The 19,103-nt window shown below is 40.9% G+C and carries 17 protein-coding genes; all 17 read left to right on the top strand.

The genetic code is table 11. The features are described from left to right. Positions 1-44: 44 nt before the first annotated feature. The 17 genes from VAE48_RS02705 (at position 45) to VAE48_RS02625 (ending at position 19,096) form a co-directional block, all read left to right on the top strand. Complete coding sequence (locus VAE48_RS02705; RefSeq protein WP_322791771.1) at positions 45-1,346, top strand: NAD(P)/FAD-dependent oxidoreductase; 1,302 nt, start codon at positions 45-47, stop codon at positions 1,344-1,346. Next, on the top strand, positions 1,322-2,449 hold the full coding sequence (locus VAE48_RS02700; protein ID WP_322791813.1) for an acyltransferase: 1,128 nt from the start codon (positions 1,322-1,324) through the stop codon (positions 2,447-2,449). Before VAE48_RS02705 ends, VAE48_RS02700 begins: the two co-directional genes overlap by 25 nt. A 10-nt stretch (positions 2,450-2,459) precedes the next feature. After that, the gene (locus VAE48_RS02695) at positions 2,460-3,566 is read left to right on the top strand and encodes an acyltransferase (RefSeq protein ID WP_322791770.1); all 1,107 of its coding nucleotides are present in this window, start codon (positions 2,460-2,462) and stop codon (positions 3,564-3,566) included. 12 nt (positions 3,567-3,578) lie between these two features. Beyond that, complete coding sequence (locus VAE48_RS02690) at positions 3,579-4,574, top strand: NAD-dependent epimerase/dehydratase family protein (protein ID WP_322791769.1); 996 nt, start codon at positions 3,579-3,581, stop codon at positions 4,572-4,574. A gap of 1 nt (position 4,575) precedes the next feature. After that, positions 4,576-5,493 carry a glycosyltransferase family 2 protein gene (locus tag VAE48_RS02685; RefSeq protein ID WP_322791768.1) on the top strand — a complete coding sequence of 306 codons (918 nt, stop codon included), beginning with the start codon at positions 4,576-4,578 and terminating at the stop codon, positions 5,491-5,493. A 2-nt stretch (positions 5,494-5,495) separates the two neighbouring features. After that, the gene (locus VAE48_RS02680) at positions 5,496-6,341 is read left to right on the top strand and encodes a sulfotransferase (RefSeq protein WP_322791767.1); all 846 of its coding nucleotides are present in this window, start codon (positions 5,496-5,498) and stop codon (positions 6,339-6,341) included. A 15-nt stretch (positions 6,342-6,356) separates the two neighbouring features. Then, positions 6,357-7,559, top strand: coding sequence for a glycosyltransferase family 4 protein (locus tag VAE48_RS02675; protein WP_322791766.1), 1,203 nt, complete (start codon positions 6,357-6,359; stop codon positions 7,557-7,559). Next, complete coding sequence (locus VAE48_RS02670; RefSeq protein ID WP_322791765.1) at positions 7,556-8,974, top strand: O-antigen ligase family protein; 1,419 nt, start codon at positions 7,556-7,558, stop codon at positions 8,972-8,974. Before VAE48_RS02675 ends, VAE48_RS02670 begins: the two co-directional genes overlap by 4 nt. After that, positions 8,967-9,896: a glycosyltransferase family 2 protein gene (locus tag VAE48_RS02665; protein ID WP_322791764.1), complete on the top strand. Its 930-nt coding sequence runs from the start codon at positions 8,967-8,969 to the stop codon at positions 9,894-9,896. Before VAE48_RS02670 ends, VAE48_RS02665 begins: the two co-directional genes overlap by 8 nt. Positions 9,897-9,905: 9 nt before the next feature. Beyond that, positions 9,906-11,114, top strand: a complete 1,209-nt coding sequence (locus VAE48_RS02660; protein WP_322791763.1) for a glycosyltransferase family 4 protein — start codon at positions 9,906-9,908, stop codon at positions 11,112-11,114. Positions 11,115-11,129: 15 nt separating this feature from the next. Then, the gene (locus VAE48_RS02655) at positions 11,130-12,455 is read left to right on the top strand and encodes a hypothetical protein (RefSeq protein ID WP_322791762.1); all 1,326 of its coding nucleotides are present in this window, start codon (positions 11,130-11,132) and stop codon (positions 12,453-12,455) included. Further along, entirely contained in the window at positions 12,452-13,645 is a 1,194-nt protein-coding gene (locus tag VAE48_RS02650; protein WP_322791761.1) for a glycosyltransferase, read from the top strand. The genes VAE48_RS02655 and VAE48_RS02650 overlap by 4 nt, the downstream gene beginning before the upstream one ends. 93 nt (positions 13,646-13,738) lie before the next feature. Beyond that, positions 13,739-15,343: a polysaccharide biosynthesis tyrosine autokinase gene (locus VAE48_RS02645; protein WP_322791760.1), complete on the top strand. Its 1,605-nt coding sequence runs from the start codon at positions 13,739-13,741 to the stop codon at positions 15,341-15,343. A gap of 15 nt (positions 15,344-15,358) precedes the next feature. After that, positions 15,359-15,937: an HAD family hydrolase gene (locus VAE48_RS02640; RefSeq protein ID WP_322791759.1), complete on the top strand. Its 579-nt coding sequence runs from the start codon at positions 15,359-15,361 to the stop codon at positions 15,935-15,937. 120 nt (positions 15,938-16,057) lie between these two features. Next, the gene (locus tag VAE48_RS02635) at positions 16,058-16,447 is read left to right on the top strand and encodes a hypothetical protein (protein ID WP_322791758.1); all 390 of its coding nucleotides are present in this window, start codon (positions 16,058-16,060) and stop codon (positions 16,445-16,447) included. 141 nt (positions 16,448-16,588) lie between these two features. Then, on the top strand, positions 16,589-17,725 hold the full coding sequence (locus tag VAE48_RS02630) for a S1C family serine protease (RefSeq protein ID WP_322791757.1): 1,137 nt from the start codon (positions 16,589-16,591) through the stop codon (positions 17,723-17,725). A gap of 33 nt (positions 17,726-17,758) precedes the next feature. After that, complete coding sequence (locus VAE48_RS02625; RefSeq protein WP_322791756.1) at positions 17,759-19,096, top strand: hypothetical protein; 1,338 nt, start codon at positions 17,759-17,761, stop codon at positions 19,094-19,096. The last annotated feature ends 7 nt before the right edge of the window (positions 19,097-19,103 follow it).

Raw genomic sequence — 19,103 nt, 5'->3', positions numbered from 1 at the left:
TTCAAAATCCAATAACCTTTTTAGTGCAACAACGGAGGTATAGAATGAATCAAGTGATTATTATCGGTGGTGGTCCGGCAGGCTCAGTCATGGGAAGTTATCTTTCTTTGGCGGGCATTAAGAATATCATTCTTGAATCTGCCATTCATCCACGCCCACATGTCGGCGAGTCAATGGTTACCTCATCAACAAGGGTATATAACGAAATTGGGTTCCTTCCAACCATGGAGAAGGAGGGCTTTCCTCACAAATATGGTGCATCCTGGCATGATATCAAAGGCACAGGAGCCTCCCACATCTGGTTTGATGAATTCCCACAGGAAGGAATCTCTCAGCCCTATACTTACCACGTCGACCGTGGAAAACTGGATCTGCTTTTACTAAAACATGCTGAAAAACTTGGCAGCGAGGTGTATGAAGGCGTTACTGTAAAACAAGTCTTATTCGACGAACATGGTTATGCGGTCGGAGTACGTGCAAAATTTGCGGATCAGGAGATTGATTTACCTACCAGAATGATCGTGGATGCCAGCGGGCGCAACACCCTGCTCGGAAGGCAATTGGGAATCAAGAAAAAAGATCCAATTTTTAATCAATACGCCGTCCATGCCTGGTTTGAAAACGTCAAGCGTGGTGAACCAGATACCGCCGATTTTATTCATATTTATTTTCTTCCAGTCGAAAGAGGTTGGGCCTGGCAAATTCCGATCAACGATCATATTACCTCAATGGGCATCGTTGCCGAAAAAGAGGTTTTTATGGAATCGAAAGGAGATATCGAAGGATATTTTTATAAATACGCAAACTCCAACGAAGGATTAAAGATGGCTCTCTCTGAAGCCAGAAGGATCAATGAATTTAAACAAGAGGGCGATTATTCCTATTCAATGGATAAATTCGTTGGAGACGGATTTATGTTAATCGGTGATGCCGCTCGTTTTGTTGATCCCATCTTTTCTTCCGGGGTTAGCATCGCATTGTATTCAGCAAAATACGGCTCACAATTTATCCGGCAAGCATTTGAAACCGGTGATTTCAGCGAAGCAGCTTTCAAACCTTATGAAATGAAGATGCGCGCAGGCGTTAGCGTATGGTATGAATTTATTCGACTTTACTATAAGCTGTTACCTTTGTTTACCCACTTCATTCAGTCCAAAAAGTATCGTCTTGAAGTCCTGCGTCTTCTCCAGGGTGAAGTGTACGATCGAAAAGAGGTGCCTGTTTTGGCAGCAATGCGTCAATACATTGAAACAGTGGAGAAAACCGAGAATCACTTGTTGCGATCGAAGCTTACCAGCATTCCGATTGACGACTTACCTGAATTCACTCAACTATCCCAGGACTAAAAGGACCTTCCCTGACCAAAACTCTGCTTTACCTTAATGGGATAGCCGCTTTTTGCGTAATCCTTTTCCACAGCGCTGGTTGGGTAATGACTTCCATGTTTTCCTGGTATGCTCGTTACCCGGCCAGCACCTCCCCTGAAATTCTGGCTACCAGTCCCGCCTTTTACTTTATAAGAGCAATTGAACAAGTGGTTGTATTCAGCATTCCGGCTTTTATTTTTGTGTCCGGTTACTTTGCTGCATTTTTGGCGGGACGCCAAGCCAACAAAATCAGTTACAGACAAACCATTTCCAGAATCAGAGGCTTGATCATTCCGTACCTGGTATGGTCAGTCCTTTTTATGGCCTTGGGTGTTCTTGAGGGTAAAAATTTTAGCCTCGATCGAATTGCAACCAATCTATTGCTCGGCACGACCACGCCAGCCTATTATTACGTACCTCTCATCATTCAGCTTTACTTAATCGCTCCGGTTCTCATCGCCTTGGCCAGGAGAAACTGGAAGGTTCTGATTTTCCTTACGGCATTGACTCAACTTCTGGTTCATTTACCCGCCAGTCTTTCCTTATGGGGAATTCAGAACGAATGGATAAACGCATTACCGCAAATCCCGAAATGGTTGTTTGTTTCTCGACTATTCTGGTTTTCAGCAGGAATTGTTACTGGTTTGCACCTTACAAAAATCAGACCAATACTTCAAAAAATGAATCCATTGTTCGGATATTCTGCAATCTTTTTTGTGGTAGCGGGATTTATCGAATGGGAAGTGTTCAAAGGGCCGATTCAAACACGGGAAACCATTATAGATTGGTTTTACGAGATTTCTGTGTTGCTTTACTTTTTAAGTCTGCTCGAAAGCAAGAAACTACCTCTTACAAAAACTTCCAATTTTCTTGGTAGCAAATCCTATGGGATTTATTTAGCCCATGTTCCCATCATGGAGGTTATGGCCAGGGGCATCTACCTGATCGCTCCCTGGGTATTGCCAAACCAACTCCTCTTTTTCATCCTGATTTTTATTACCGGTCTCGGTTTACCTTTAGTGGGAATGCAACTTTTTTCTTTGCCCAAATTAAAGCCTATTTACGGTTTTCTGTTTGGATAAATGAATCTTCATGTCAAAACGATTTTTACTGTTGAATGGTTTAGCAATTATCAATGTCGTCGTCAACCACTCCATTGGCTGGACGTACGTTGCCATGTTTTGGTGGGTTCATCGTTATACCCCTCTAACCTCCCCAAACTTTTCTCAACTTTACTCGCCAGATTATTTTATTTTAAGAGTTTTAGAACAGTGGATTATTCCCAGTATCCCGGCTTTTTTACTGGTTTCAGGCTTTTTTGTTGCTTTTAGTGCTGGCAGAAAAAAAGCACTTGAATGGAACTATGTATTAAGTCGAATCAAATATCTTATTATTCCGTACTTAATTTGGTCAGCCATAATGATCATTTTTAATGTTCTTCAGAACACAACCTATACCCCTGCACAATTGTTACGCATCATTATTACTGGTCAGGCAGCTGAGGCTTACTATTTCGTTCCCCTGCTCATTACATTTTATTTGCTATCCCCCCTTTTTATCCGACTGGTCCACTGGGATTGGAAGAAATTCCTGCTCTTTACGGCCACGCTTCAGATCCTAACTAAACTGGTTAATTACCCATTGATAATTGGATTGGACATTCCCTTTGCTCCCCTTTTTTCATTTCTAAATTCAGGATGGCTTTTTGTTGGTCATGTTTTTTGGTTTACTTTTGGTTTAGTGATTGGTTCCCATCAAAACGAAATTAAAGAATATTTTTTCAGGATTCGCTGGTTTTTGTTGATTCTTTCTATGGCTTTTTTTATCGTGGGAGTTATTGAATGGGAATGGTTATTAATACAATCGGGTCAATCATGGATAGGACCTCAAGAAACCCTCGTTGATAATTTTTATTCAATTGCAATTCTTGCTGCATTTATTGGATTCATCAACACTCGAATTCCCTTCAGTAAAAAACTTGAAGAATTAGGACCAAAATCGTTCGGGATTTTTCTCGCTCATTCGTTGTTTTTGGCCGTTGCTGCCAGAGGAATTTATCACTTATTGCCACAGATATTAGGCTTTCCGCTGATTTTCTTTGTAATTTTGGTATTAGTCGGATTATTTGTTCCTTTGCTGATGATGAATTTGACCATCAAATCTTTCTTAAGACCAATTTACACTTATCTTTTTGGATAAATGAGGATAAAAATGTCAAAAGTTTTAGTCACAGGCGGAGCTGGTTTTATCGGTTCGCATGTTAGCGAACAACTCCTGGTACGCGGCTATGATGTAATGGTTCTGGATGATCTCTCGGGTGGTTTTGAAGACAATTTAGTCCCGGGGGTTCGTTTCATAGAGGGCAGCATTACTGACCCAATACTAATAAACAAATTATTTGAGGAAGAAAAATTCGACTATGTATATCACCTTGCGGCTTATGCGGCCGAAGGCTTAAGCCACTTCATCAAACACTTCAATTACACCAATAATCTTATAGGAAGCATTAACTTAATCAATGCCGCAATCAATCATGGAATCAAATGCTTTGTCTTTACTTCCTCTATTGCTGTTTATGGCGCCAGCCCCAAATTGCCAATGAGTGAAGCGGATTTTCCCCACCCGGAAGATCCCTATGGTATTGCAAAACTGGCAGTTGAGCAGGAATTACGTGTGAGCCACGAAATGTTTGGATTGAACTACATTATCTTTCGTCCGCACAATGTGTACGGAGAAAGACAAAATATCGGAGATCGTTACAGAAATGTAGTCGGAATTTTCATGAACCAGATAATGCAAGGAAAACCAATGACCATTTTTGGTAACGGTAATCAAACCAGAGCATTTAGCTATATCAAAGATATTGTCCCGCTAATGGTAGAAGCGATTCAAACACCAGCAGCCTTTAATCAAGTCTTCAACATTGGGGCAGATCAACCTTATTCGGTCAATGAATTGGCCTTTGCTGTCGCCAAAGCGATGGGTGTTTCGCCAAATATTCAATATTTACCTCCGCGCAATGAAGTCAAGGATGCTTATTCAACTCATGAAAAAATCGAAGCGGTTTTTGGCAAAAGACCGGCCACTTCACTCGATGATGGCTTGGAGGCAATGGCTGCATGGGTAAAGAAATTTGGTTCGCGCCAGTCCAAAAAATTCAAAAGCATTGAGATTAACAAAAACCTGCCTTCGGTCTGGTTGGAGTAGAATGACCGAACCACTGGTTGGGGTAATTATCTTGAATACTAATCGCAAAGAAGATACGTTGGCTTGTTTATCTTCCTTGCAAAAATGTCAATACCAGAATACTATCGTATGGGTATTGGATAATTCATCCACAGATGGTTCGGTTGAGGCAATTGAAAAACAATTCCCCCAAACCAGAATCATAAATCTGACTGAAAACAAAGGGTATGCCGGTAATAACAATGTGGGTATCTCTACAGCACTGGAGGCTGGCTCCGACTGGATTCTTGTCCTGAACGAGGATACAATCCTTGATTCGTACACAATATCAAACCTGCTCCAATTTGCAGTTTCTCAGCCGCAGGCTGGAATTCTTGGTCCAATGGTTTACCATTTTGACGAACCGGCTGTAATTCAAAGCGCGGGTGGAATAATCACCAAAGATTGGCAGGCTGTTCATAAAGGTCAAAACGAGCCAGATCAAGGACAATACCCTGAACCGATTCAGGTGGATTGGATATCTGGTTGCGCATTTTTAATAAAAAGGGAAGTCATCCAGCAAGTTGGTGTTATTGATGAAAGGTATTTTTATTACTGGGAAGAAACAGAATGGTGTATTCGGACTCGTAATGCTGGATGGCAGATTTGGATGGTTCCTCAAGCCAAAATCTGGCATAAAGGAGTACAAAGGAACTATCAGCCCTCGCCAAACGTGACCTATTACGCAACCCGCAACCGCTTAATGACCCTATCCAAACACCACGCACCTCTTGTTAATCGCTTGGTCGTGAATTTATCATTATTAAGGACTTTGTTTGCGTGGAGCATAAAACCCAAATGGAAAAATCAAAAGTCTCATCGAAATGCGTTATTACAGGGCATGATCGACTATTACTCCAGGCATTTTGGGATTAGAAGAAAAATAAAAATATTGGAATAAAAATGGATAACCGACCAGATGCTTCCCAATTCACTTTTAGCCAATTGATTCAGGATCAGCGGCTGAATTTAAAAAAAATCGCGTTAGAGATTGGTCTAATACCCGCAACCTCAGATTACACCAAATTCATCATTCTTGGGCGTTCCCGCACAGGCAGTAATTTTCTGCGCGGTCTCCTCAACTCCCACCCCGCGGTTATTGTTCTAGGTGAAATTTTCCGCAACCGGGACGCCATTGATTTTGACCATCCGCAGTTCCCAACCACCAACAGCGTTATGAAAATTTACCAACAAGACCCATGCAGATTCCTTGAAAAAATTGTTTTTCGAAAAATCCCTGCGAATTACAAAGCGCTCGGCTTCAAATTGTTCTATTACCACGCAAACGAAAATCCTTTTGCGAAAATCTGGTCAACCCTGAAAGAACAATCTGATCTTCATATCATACACATAAAAAGAAAAAATATATTGAGAACACATTTATCCCGTGAGAACGCCGTAAAAACTGGTCAATGGGTAAATACCAATGGTAAAGAGAATCATCTTCAAACCTACACACTCGATTATGATGCTCTGCTTAATGATTTTGTCCAAACTCGCCGATGGGAACAACAGGCCGATATTTTTTTTAGCGCCCATCCCAAACTCGAAGTTATTTATGAGGAACTTTCAGCAAATACGGATGAGGAAATTCACAAAATTCAACAGTTTTTAGATCTGCCGGATCACCCAGTTCAACCCCAAACTTTTAAGCAAATTCAAAGACCACTCTATGAAATCATCGAAAACTATGAGTATTTGAAAACCAAATTTAAAAACACGGAGTGGGAAGCTTTCTTTGAAGATTGAGTCCCAACAAAACGAATGAAAATTCTGATATTATCCACATGGTTTCCTTACCCGCCGATCCAGGGGAGTAAAATTCGGGCTTACAACATGATTCGCAGCCTGAGTCAGGAAAACGAGGTTGCTATAATTTCTTTTCAAGATACTCCGATAAACGACAAATGGATTGAACACCTGCATCAATATTGCAAAAAGGTAATTGTTGTTGATCACCACCCTTTTCATTACCCTCGGATCAAAACTTGGTTGGGTTTCTTTACAACCTTACCCAGTTCAGTAGTTGCGGGTTATTCAAAAAAGATGGCAACAACGGTTCAAAATTTTTCGGTGGATTGGCAGCCCGATTTAGTTATTGCTCTCACTTTTGTTACCGCACCCTATGCATTAAAGATCCCCCATACTCTTCGTGTTGTAGATATGGATAATCTCTTAGCGCTGATGCTCCGAGACTTGTTCCTGAATGCAGCAGGTTTTTTCCAAAAACAAAGACGATATTTAGCCTACTGGAAATTCAGAAATTATGAAAATCAGATTTACCAAAAATTTGACCTTGCCCTTGTTTGTTCAGATTTGGACAAATCGCGCGCCGCCGAATATATCAACCTGCCCCAAGAGAGAATTATCGCAATTCCCAATGGTGTTGAGACAAAAATACCCCTTGTTCAAAACAATACTTCCTCTAACCATAATTTGATTTTTAATGGCTCATTGAGTTATTGGCCAAATTTTGATGCAATGAACTTTTTTTTGTCTGAAATATTTCCCTTTATTATTGAAACAATACCCGATTGCAAATTACTGATTACAGGGAAAAATGAAAATGTAGATATTAGCCTTCTCCCCCGTCGCAATGGCCATGTGATTTTTACCGGTTTTGTTGATGATATCACCAGTTTGGTATCCTCCTGTGCGGCATGTGTCGTGCCCTTGCGGCATGGCGCAGGGACTCGCTTAAAAATATTGGAAGCAATGGCCGCCGGCACCCCCGTAGTTACAACATCAAAAGGAGCTGAAGGGCTGGATGTTCAGCACGGGCAACATCTTTTGCTTGCCGATTCACCAAAAGATTTTGCTGATAGTACTATATGTATTCTCCAAAACCAGATCTTGAGAGAAAAAATAATCCGTGAGGGGCGAAATTTAGTTGAAAACGTGTATGACTGGCGAATTATCGGTGAAAAGTTAAACCGGACAATCCAATTGCTTGCAGCTTCAAAATGAAAACGACAATCAATCCTGTTCAAATTCTAAATCCAGAGCATCCATTATTCAAATGGATTATGATCCCCATCATATTGATTCTTATTGCAATCCTTTCACCCATGCTGGCTATGGGCAATCTTCTTGCCTATCTCCTTTTTGGAAGCATAGCGGTTATTGTTGGAGCAGTTGTATTATTGAAATGGCCTGGTGCAGGATTCCCAATTTTAGTTGCAGCAAGCTTGATTGTTCCAATCCGGATTAATACAGGCACACAAACCAGTATCAACAGTGCCATGATTGTTTCAATTGGAATGATTGGATTGTGGCTGTTCGATATGATTACCCGGCAAAAACAAATTCGACTATTACCCGTTTCGGTAATCACCCCCTCAATCATATTTATTGTCATTGCGATTATTGCATTTCTTTTTGGTCAATTACCCTGGTATCCGGGAAGATCAGCTTCTCTTTTTTCTCAATTGGGCGGATTATCTTTGTTTATCCTGCTTACCTTGACTATGATTGTTACCATCCACCGTTTGACTGATCTAAAATGGCTACAATCTGCCGTTTGGGTTTTTATTATTCTTGGTGGAATTTACAACCTCGCATTTCTGATTCCTCCCTTACGCCCATATGTTAATCGTTTCTTTCAAAGAGCAGTTCTGGATAGTTTGTTCTGGCTTTGGTTGTTGATCTTAACCTTTGGGCAGGCTTACCTGAACCGGAATCTCGCCACGAAGTGGCGGGTTATGTTGGGGATTAGCACTCTGGCTATTTTGTACAACCTCTTGATCATGAAACAATCCTGGACATCAGGATGGTTTCCAGCGTTGGCATCAATTTTCTTTGTGGTTTTCATTACCAAACCGAAACTGGCAGTTTCCGTGGCTGGGATAACCGGAGTTTTTCTCCTGATCTCATCCCAATTTGCTAATGAGCTTATTATGGGCGGCGATAATGAGTACAGTTTACTCACTCGATTAGAAGCATGGAAAATTCTTGGAGAAATTATTAAAGTCAATCCTCTGTTTGGTTTAGGACCTTCCAATTATTACTTTTTTACACCTTTTTATCGCATAATGGGATATTCTGTCAGTTTCAATTCACACAACAACTATATTGACATCGTCGCTCAGGTAGGACTTCTCGGATTGATCGCTTACCTATGGATGATTTTTGAAATTTTCAAATCCGGATGGAAAGCCATAAAACAAACTGACAACCGGGGATTTGAACATGCCTATATTTATTCTGCTTTAGGGGGAGTGGTTGGGATATTGGTGGCCGGGATGTTTGGAGATTGGGTGATTCCGTTCGTCTATAATGTCGGTATGGAAGGGTTCCGCGCCAGTGTTTTAGGCTGGTTTTTCATGGGAGCTCTGGTATTCATCGAATTGCGCAAACGGTACAATCCACAAGAAAATGAATAGTACCAACCCTGTAGTTTCGATAATCATCGTTTCATATAATGTCGAAACCTTCTTGATGAATTGTATTGAAAGTCTCAAGAGAAAACCTTCTGATGTTCCTGTTGAAATTATCGTCGTAGACAATAACTCCACCGATTACAGCGTGAGAAAACTTCAACAGAAATTTCCAGAAATCCCTATTATTCAATCTGAAAGCAACATTGGTTTTGCCGCAGCTAATAATCTTGGGGCTTCTTACGCAAAGGGGCAATATCTTTTTTTGCTCAATCCGGATACAGTGGTCGAGGAAGGCGCGATTGATGAACTTTATAACTTCCTGACTTCTAAACCCTCTGCAGGTGCTGCGGGTTCGTATCTAAAAAACCCGGATGGTACTTTTCAAATCTCCTGCTATCCATTCCCAACCTTGTTTCGAGAATTATGGCGGCTGCTTCATCTTGATAGCATAATTCCATTTGGGTCGTATCCTCAGCATAAATGGGATACAAAATCACCCCATCAATGTGATGTGGTTCAAGGCACAAGCCTGATGATCAAACGTAATTTGTGGGATGCTCTAAAGGGGTTAGACGAAAATTTTTTCATCTATTCAGAAGAGGTTGATTTTTGTTACAGATTAGTAAAAGCTGGTTTTGAAAATTACTGGGTTCCTACTTCACGTGTGATTCACTATGGCGGGCAAAGTACCTCACAATTTGCCAGAGAAATGTTTTTACAACTATATCGGGCAAAAATCCAATATTTCAAGAAACATCATGGCAATTTTGTTACATTCATTTATAAAACTATTTTATTAATTGCTTCTTTGCTTCGCTTATTTCTCTCTCCTTTGGTAAGCTGGATTAACCCCGACGCGAAAATCCAACAAAGACAAATTCAAGAAAATTACAAATATCTGGTTGCCTCTCTCTCACACCTTTAGAATCTCAAAATGAAAATTCTCTTCCTTACTCTGATTGTGCCTTATCCACCCGATGCAGGTCCACGTATTAAAACATGGCATGTTCTCAAGTACCTTGCAGAGCAGGGATATTCTATTACACTGATTACTTTTGTTCGAAAAGAAGAGGAAAAATATTTACCATACCTCAAAGGAGTGTGCGAAAAAGTAATTTCGGTACCTATCCGGCGCACCAAGATACGAGATGTGCTTTCGTTGATGAGTAGTCAGTTGAGAGGTACACCTTTTTTGATTGAAAGAGATTTTCGTCCCGCAATGATGCAAGCCATAAAAAAATTGCTGGTAGAAGAAACCTTTAACGTGATTCACATTGATCAGGTTAACATGGCTCAATTTATTCTTAAACGGAACAGTCTTTATATATCATCCAAAACCATTTTTGACGCCCACAACGCCACCTGGGCTATTTTAGAACGGATGCGTTCCCAAGTGCCTTTGTTTATTCGTCCGTTAGTTTCTCAGGAAGCAAAAAAATTAAAGAAATTCGAACATAGGCTGGTGCAGGAATTTGATCATGTTCTTACCGTAACAGACATTGATCGTGATTTATTGTTGGAAAATCCCAATGACCCATCACTACTTTCAAAATTGCATGTACTGCCCATAGCAGTCAATACCCAGGAAATCCAACCTGTGATGAGAAAAAAAGGATCACAACAAATTTTGACCATTGGATCATTGAATTACCCCCCAAACGCAGACGGAATACGATGGTTTTTACGGGAGGTCTTTCCGCTGATAAAGAAAATAAATGGCAAAGCAACCCTCACGATCATTGGAAAAAATCCCCCCAAAGATTTTTATCACCTTGCTGCTCCATTTGGTGAAGATATTCAAATCAAAGGGTATGTAGAAGATTTGACCCCTCATCTTGAAAATTCCGCACTGATGGTTGTGCCGGTTTTAGCAGGTGGCGGGATGCGCGTTCGAATATTGGAAGCATTTGCCAGAGGCATTCCTGCGGTCACAACCACAATTGGTCTAGAAGGCATCGCAGCCAACAATGGGATGGATGTATTGGTCGAAAATGATCCTATTTCTTTCGCAAAGGCGGTCCTAAACCTACTTGACCAACCCGCTCAACAACAAACCCTGGCCGAAAACGCCAGAAAACTTGTCACCAGCCTTTATGACTGGAAAGTAGTTTTGAAAGAACTGGATAGGATTTATCAAATCTAAACGATGCGAAATTTGTTGAACTTTTTAAGTGACAGTAAAAATACACTCAAATTATTGATCGGTATTACCTTTGTGTCAGTTTTATTCCGGGTGGGAGCGGCTTTATTTCTGGGTAATCAAATTAGCGAAATGCCTGGCGTTTCTGATCAAATCAGTTATCACACCCTGGGAATCCGATTGGCGGGGGGGTATGGTTTTACATTTGATCGCCCATGGTGGCCAGCCACACAGGCTGGAGAACCCACGGCTCATTGGAGCTATTTATACTCTTATTTTGTTGCAGGTATCTATTGGCTTTTTGGTCCGCACCCTCTTTTGGTGCGTCTGTTACAGGCTTTGATTATTGGAATAATTCACCCCTTATTAATTTTTGTTGTTGGCAAACTCTCTTTCAATTCAAGAGTCGGCTTAATTGCTGCTGCGATAACCTCGGTTTATATTTACTTCGTTTACTATTCGGCAACGTTGATGACCGAACCTTTTTATATCGCTGGCATACTCGCAATCCTCGGCACATCTGGCTGGATTGTCAAAAATGCCAATCAGATCCTTGAAAACCCCAGGAAATACCTTCTTTTCGCTTTTTTGTTGGGTGTAGCAACTTCATTGACCATATTATTGAGACAGGCATTTCTATTATTTCTGCCATTTCTTTATACATGGCTTTTATTTGTCTTAAGGAAAAATTATCTCGTCCCCGCTCTCAAAATGATCGGAATAAATGTGCTGATCATCACATTGTTTATTCTCCCGTTCACAATTTACAACTACGAGCGCTTTAATCAATTTGTCCTGCTAAATACCAATGCCGGTTTTGCATTTTACTGGGCAAATCATCCCATTTATGGCACACACTTTGAAGGAATTTTGTCCCAATCCACCTATCTCGACTTACTGCCAAAAGAACTTTATGGCTTAAACGAGGCTGCTCTGGATCGTGAATTATTAAATCGTGGATTGCAATTCGTTATTCAAGATCCATTACGTTATTTTTTCCTTTCCCTCAGTCGTATTCCAGTTTACTTCATGTTTTGGCCTTCGCCTCACTCCTCAATTCTTAGCAATATTTCAAGAATAGGAAGTTTTGGAGTGTTTTTACCTTTTATGATTTACGGGCTGATGACTACTTTGGCAAAGAAAGGTGAAGAAAAAGTAACCCTCTACTCCCCCGTATTTTTACTATTACTGTTTATTTTGGTTTACAGTCTGATTCACATTTTTACCTGGACATTAATTCGTTACAGGCTACCAGTTGATGCAGTGCTGGTTTTATTTGCAGCCGTCGGATTTTCAGATTTAATCCAAAAAATTCAACAAAGAAAAGCAGTCACCCTTTCATGAACATTTTGTTTGTTGTGCCTTATTCTCCCAGCCCGATTCGGGTTCGATCTTATAATTTGATTAAGTCCTTATTGGCTCTTGGACATAACATCACCCTTTTATACCTGGTTGAAAAAGAGTTCCAACCTGATCAACTCATTAACTCCGCCTCCTTAAAAGCAACAGGTTTTAATTTACCCAAGTGGCGATCCATGCTCAATTGCCTTCAGGCTTTTCCTTCAAGGCTACCACTTCAAGCGGTATATAGTTGGAGTAATCAATTAAAAGAAGATATTCAATTGTTCATTTCTCAACAAAATTTTGATGTGGTTCATGTGGAACATTTACGAGGTGCAAAGTATGCCCTCATGGTTAAAAGTCAGTATAGAATTCCAGTTGTTTGGGATAGCGTTGATTCAATTACCCATTTGTTCCGACAGACCCAAAAAAATCATCCAAAAAAACTGCTGCGTTGGTTAATCAAATTTGAGTTACAAAGGACTGAAAAATTTGAGAAGTTGCTTGCAACAAAATTCAATAAACTGCTGGTAACATCGCCAAAAGATCAGGAAGAATTCTTAAAGCTTTCCCCAACAAGTCCGGTTGAGGTTGTTACCAATGGTGTTGATTTGGACTACTTTTACCCCATTCCTTTACAGGAAAGACTTAAGAACGTCATTTTACTCAGTGGGAAAATGAGTTATCACGCCAATGTTGATATGGCATTATTTACAATTACCAAAATTATGCCATTCGTGTGGCAAAAAAATGACGATATCGAACTATGGGTGGTCGGCAAAGACCCCCCACCAGTTCTCTTAAAATATTCCGATCACCCCAAAATAAAAATTACCGGAACTGTTCCTGAAATTCTTCCATACCTGCAAAAATCCACTCTGGCGCTCGCTCCTCTCAATTATGGAGCAGGTGTCCAAAATAAAGTATTAGAAGCAATGGCCTGCGGAATTCCGGTAATTGCTTCGCCGTTGGCTGTATCCGCATTGACCATTGTAAATGGCGAACAAGTAATGATTGGTGAAGATGCTCAACATTACGCCGAATTGATCCTTAAAGTGCTCTCGGACCCCAAAACTGCTCAAAAAATTGGGAAGGCTGGACGAACTTATGTAGAAAAAGAGCATTCGTGGAAAAGGATTGGACAAAAACTTGAAAATATCTACTATGAGACTATAGAGTCAAATTCTAAGTAATTTCTATAGAAATTTTATGGAAATAATTAATAAATCCGGTTACAATTTTTATGAAGATGAGGGTATTGGTTTGAATTGCTACAAGGATCAACAATGGACTTAAAAACGTACTACGCCCCCCTTTTAAAGTGGTGGTGGATGATTTTAGCAGCTGGTCTGATTGCCGCTGCAGCCAGCTTTATCATCACGCTTGGCCAGCCGGCAATGTATCAATCCAGAACAACCCTCATTATTGGACAATCCCTCACCAATCCCAACCCCAACACCTCACAGTTCTTTTTAGAACAGCAATTAGCCTCCATTTATGCTGATATGGCTACCCGCGAACCGGTACGAAAGGCAGCCATGGAAGCATTGAACTTGAGTTGGATTCCACAGTACACGGCGCGGGCACTACCGGATACCCAATTGATCGAAATAACCGTTACCGATTCAGATCCGGTTAGAGCACAGGCAGTTGCAGCCGAGCTGGCAAAGCAGCTGATTAAACGCGGACCCTCCGCTGCCCAGGATGATGATTTGGAACGGCAGGCCTTTATTAATCAGCAATTATCTACTTTAGAAAAAAACATTTCCGATACCACAGATGAGATTACTAAACTCAAAACTGAATTAGGCAGCCTGAATAGCGCCAGTCAAATCACTGAAACCCAACAAAAGATCAATGCACTCGAAAATAAACTGACCAGCCTCCAGGAAAATTACAGCCGGTTATTGTCCAGTAGTTCGCGAGGGGCTTTAAACACCCTGGGTGTGATTGAGCCCGCTGAAATTCCAACTCGTCCAATTGGACCTAACCGCTTAATTACAGTGGTGACTTCAATGTTGATTGGTTTTGCTTTAGCAGCTGCAAGCGCTTACATTATCGAGTGGATTGATCAGGCAATTCACTCTTCGGGAGAGGTGGACCGTATTTTACAAAAACCTCTCCTTGGAGAAATTCCTCGCTTTCCCAAAGACGTTGAACCTTTAAGCTATGTCAATGATGAACCCTTTTCTCCCATTACGGATTCCTTTCGTTCCTTGCGTACTAACCTCGAATTTTCAGGACTTGGCAATACAGTAAAGACACTTCTTATATCCAGTCCCGGCGATTCGGAAGGAAAAACCACCATTGCAATAAACCTAGCTTTATCTTTAGCAAAAGCCAAAAAACGGGTCATTGTGATTGACGCTGATTTTTATAAATCAGAATTAGATGAAAAATTTCAACTTAAGAATAAAAAGGGATTGGGAGATTTGTTGCAGGATGGCAAAATTGGTAAAGAGTGTTTGATACCTCTTTTCAAAAATCAGGTATTTTTACTTCCTTCTGGCACAACTCCACCCAATCCATCTGAGCAGTTAGGCTCGCAAGAAATGCTCAGAACTCTTGAAATGCTTAAGGAAGTCGCGGATGTCATCATTATTGATGGCCCGCCATTCATTATTTCAGACGCCCTTATCCTTTCCGCCCGCGTAGATGGTGTTTTGGTTGTAGTTAGCATGGGAAAATCGCGTCGCGATGTGCTTCAAAAAACGAAGAGTCAGTTAATTCGCGCTAATGCAAATATATTGGGTTACATTATGAATGGCATCTCCCCCAAAAGCGCGACCTATTACAGCCATTATTATTATGCAGGTGTCAAAAAAGAGAGTTCGAACGGCAAGATCACAGAAAAAGAAATCAAAGATCGAACTTCGCCAAAAACTTCGTAAAACATTTTATTGTCGGTGAATCGTAATCCGTCAAATCACAAAAGGATACAAGCAATCTTTTTAGATCGGGATGGCGTGATCATTCATAATCGCGCCGATTATGTGCGAAGATGGGAGGATGTCCACTTTTATCCCTCCTCATTGCGCGCATTACAGATGATTAATCATCTCCAGGATCGACCCAAAGTGTTTCTCATCACAAATCAATCAGCCATTGGCCGGGGATTGATTTCGATTGAACAATATCTGGAAATTAACCAAAAAATTCTTGAGGTCATTGTTTCAAACGGAGGATTTATTGATCAGGTATTTTTCTGTCCCCATGCACCTGAAGAAAATTGCGACTGCCGAAAACCCAAACCCGGCATGATTATTACAGCAGCTCATCAATACGCAATTGACTTGAGGGAAACAATTCTCATTGGCGATGCTCTTTCAGATATCGAAGCAGGGTATCTGGGAGGCATACCCAATTTATATCTTGTGGCTACAGGAAGGGGAAAAAAACAATACAAAACCGCAACCACACTCACCTATTACAAACAAATTCAATTTCACCAAAATTTATATTCAGCCATCAAAACCATTTTTTGAAGCCATCATTGGTCAAAATTTTCTCAAAAAACGCGAATTCAATTGGATCGCGTTTTTTTGTTTTAATGCTTTTTATGTTATAATATTACGTGTAATTCCGTTACAAAGGAGAAAAACACCGTGTCTCAGCAACAAGTTGACAACCACTATCAAAAAAATCAGGACACCCCGGACTTAGAAACCCCCTCATCCAAAAAACAACCATCTGATCCTTTGCGAGAAGCCTGGAAACAGGTTGAAAACATTGGGCAAACCCTTGGTGAGGCTTTACAATCCAGGGGCAATGTTGTCATGGTACGCGTTAACGATGAAACATTAAGGCATATGGATATGCTGATCGAAGCTGAAATCGCAAAAAGCCGCTCTGAGGCCGCTGCTCTACTGATCAACGAAGGAATAAAGCACAACTCAGAGTTGTTTTCTCATATTCGACAGGTTACGGATCAAATCATTCAATTGCGCAATCAATTAAAAAAATCCATTTTGAACGACAATTCCTCGGAGGAATAAATTCTATCGAAATTTATATTCTCACTAATTGGCTATACGAATATTTCTTTTCCGTTGTTTTTGATTTTTTATAATCTTTCAACAAATTCTTAATATTATCCTTACAATTTCGCCTTAGAATTTTCCTTCGGAGGATCAAATATGTCCCTGCGAAAAGGTCTTGTTGTCGGGATACTTGTCATCGTCTTATCCTGTTTGAGCGCATTCATTGGGGCAATCGGTGGAGGATTACTGGTTCTAAATCAAGTTTCAAAAACTAATTTGTCTGTCAACGCCACAGAAAATTACCCGATGCCCACTGCATCGGTTTTAACTTTTTCTCAAACCGATATACAGACAGAAATCACCCGTGCTGTTGAAAAGGTATCTCCAGCGGTGGTTACCGTTGTTGGAACAATTCCTGGACAAATGACTTTCTTTGGCAAAGCACCAGATGAAACAGTAAGTGGTAGCGGCGTAATCATTTCTGAACAGGGATATATTGTCACAAATTATCATGTTGTTGAAGGTACAACTGATTTATCCGTAATCCTGTCGAATGGCGAACAGGAAATAGCAATGTTGATAAACGCTGATGTGTACGCCGATCTAGCCGTGTTGAAAGCCGAAGGTAAAATGCCCTCTATTGCTGTTTTTGGCGACTCAGACCGTCTAAATCCTGGTGAAACGGTAATTGCAATTGGTTCACCGCTGGGTGAATTTCGCAATACTGTCACTGTAGGTGTCGTCAGCGCTACAGGCCGGGTATTGAATACCGGAAAAGGTTATGCCATGGAAGACTTGATTCAAACCGACGCAGCCATCAATCAGGGTAATTCCGGAGGTCCGTTGGTTAATCTTAATGGCGAAATAATTGGGATTAACACCTTAATTGTGCGCGGTGGCATCGGTACAACAACGATTGCAGAAGGATTGGGTTTTGCCATACCATCCAATACCGTTCGTCTGATCAGTGAGCAAATTATTACCAAAGGTTTTTTCTCCCGTCCATATTTGGGGATTACCTGGCAGGGGATCAATCCCACCATTTCCCGCAGATATCAATTACCGGTTGAATGGGGCGCTTACATCACCAGTGTTGAACCCGGCAGCCCGGCTGACCGGGGCGGTCTTCAAAGAGGAGATATTATTGTTCAAATCGGTGAATTAGAAATCAATCAGCAGCGTTCTTATTTGAATGCACTGTTTGCCCATCAGCCTGGCGAAACTGTGGCCATCAAATTCTATCGTCAAAGGGCTCTCCGTGAGTTGAGTGTAACCCTTGGAGCTTCCCAATAAACATTTGTCCATCCAATGAGGTACAATTTCAACATGGGAATGAATACCTCGTTGGCTCGGGTAAATGGATTTATTCTTAGTGTTGGCCTGTTATTAGTATCTGTAGGAATCAGTCATCAATCCATCCCTTCTTTCTCAGAAAATTTTTCACCCTCTAGTTATATTTCCGGAACTATTCGCTCAGCAATTCAAACAATTGATGATGAATGTCAAGATAACAACTCGCAAACTGCAGGTGCTCAAAATTTATACTCTCCCTGCATTTCATCTCAACATGAATTAATTTCCTCAGTAAACTTAAAATTCCGCTTAGACAAAATTCAAATTGGCTTAATCCAAAGTTTTGCCGTCCAAAGTAATAAAGTGTTTTTGTCAGGCAATTATGGTCTGGCAATTCTTGATTTAGCCAAACAAGAAACTTTTGTAAAACGCTTTAGAAATACCCCGATTGGTGTAGATAATGAATCAAACATGTGGTACCTCATTGAAAAATCGGGGTCAGTTTTCCGATGGGATGGGTTAAGAACCATTGAATACAGCAAAGAGAACGGCTGGATATTACCTGCAAAATTTTTCACCCCTCCTCTACCCACTCTCCATCCATCCTTTTTGGCCGACGGGAAAAATACCTGGCTGGCCACTTCAAATGATGTTCGATTCTTCAATGGAAGTAGATGGCGGATTTTCACCGCAACCGAAATTGGTATAAAACTTCCTTATAAGTCAGGCGTTGAGTCCGTTTTTACAATCAGCCGCAATCCCTCAACCGGGAATGTATGGGTTGCAGCTTGTTTTTGGCAGGGGAATCAATGGATTGGAGGATCTTCGCCACTTCAATTTGATGGTAAAACCTGGCAGCGAACTGAATTTCCCATTGAAAACATTTGTGTTACGAACATGACGATCATCAATGATGGTAACGTCTTAGTTACCACACCGGATAGCCTTTGGGAATATAACGGTCAGGGATGGGTTGAGGGGACTCCGCTATATACCAATGTACTCTCAAATAACACAACTTTTCGTTTTGGTCCAATATGGACTGATAATGATGAAAACCAATGGTTATTAGGGGCAATCATCAACCCGAATGGAATGGTTGAGCAGCACATACTTTACCAGCGTAAAAATCAAAATCTTTTCAAAATCACCAGTTTCAATGGGCTTTTGCCACCTCAAATCTTTTTCACACCCACCGCATGCGTCTTCGCTTTCACCGAAAAACAGCTTTTTCATATCACACCAAGCGGAACGGTACTATTCTCTGAACAATATTTTGATTTGGTTGCCCAAGATGAAAACGGAAGCATCTGGTTGATATCTGATACAAAAACCAGACCGGTGTTGTGGCAACTCGTAGAAAAACCCTGATTCAGGG

It is taken from the genome of Bellilinea sp. (assembly GCF_034432615.1).
In the GTDB taxonomy this organism is placed as follows: Bacteria; Chloroflexota; Anaerolineae; order Anaerolineales; family Anaerolineaceae; genus Bellilinea.
Note: the sequence above shows the minus strand (reverse complement) of the source record. Positions and strands in the feature narration are given on the sequence as shown.

Excerpts from the sequence above, each read along its gene's own strand:
- VAE48_RS02660 (WP_322791763.1), top strand. The coding sequence starts at position 9,906 with ATGAAAATTCTCTTCCTTACTCTGATTGTGCCTTATCCACCCGATGCA.
- VAE48_RS02680 (WP_322791767.1), top strand. The coding sequence starts at position 5,496 with ATGGATAACCGACCAGATGCTTCCCAATTCACTTTTAGCCAATTGATT.
- VAE48_RS02685 (WP_322791768.1), top strand. The coding sequence starts at position 4,576 with ATGACCGAACCACTGGTTGGGGTAATTATCTTGAATACTAATCGCAAA.
- VAE48_RS02690 (WP_322791769.1), top strand. The coding sequence starts at position 3,579 with ATGTCAAAAGTTTTAGTCACAGGCGGAGCTGGTTTTATCGGTTCGCAT.
- VAE48_RS02705 (WP_322791771.1), top strand. The coding sequence starts at position 45 with ATGAATCAAGTGATTATTATCGGTGGTGGTCCGGCAGGCTCAGTCATG.
- VAE48_RS02650 (WP_322791761.1), top strand. The coding sequence starts at position 12,452 with ATGAACATTTTGTTTGTTGTGCCTTATTCTCCCAGCCCGATTCGGGTT.
- VAE48_RS02670 (WP_322791765.1), top strand. The coding sequence starts at position 7,556 with ATGAAAACGACAATCAATCCTGTTCAAATTCTAAATCCAGAGCATCCA.
- VAE48_RS02625 (WP_322791756.1), top strand. The coding sequence starts at position 17,759 with ATGGGAATGAATACCTCGTTGGCTCGGGTAAATGGATTTATTCTTAGT.
- VAE48_RS02630 (WP_322791757.1), top strand. The coding sequence starts at position 16,589 with ATGTCCCTGCGAAAAGGTCTTGTTGTCGGGATACTTGTCATCGTCTTA.
- VAE48_RS02665 (WP_322791764.1), top strand. The coding sequence starts at position 8,967 with ATGAATAGTACCAACCCTGTAGTTTCGATAATCATCGTTTCATATAAT.
- VAE48_RS02695 (WP_322791770.1), top strand. The coding sequence starts at position 2,460 with ATGTCAAAACGATTTTTACTGTTGAATGGTTTAGCAATTATCAATGTC.
- VAE48_RS02675 (WP_322791766.1), top strand. The coding sequence starts at position 6,357 with ATGAAAATTCTGATATTATCCACATGGTTTCCTTACCCGCCGATCCAG.
- VAE48_RS02645 (WP_322791760.1), top strand. The coding sequence starts at position 13,739 with ATGGACTTAAAAACGTACTACGCCCCCCTTTTAAAGTGGTGGTGGATG.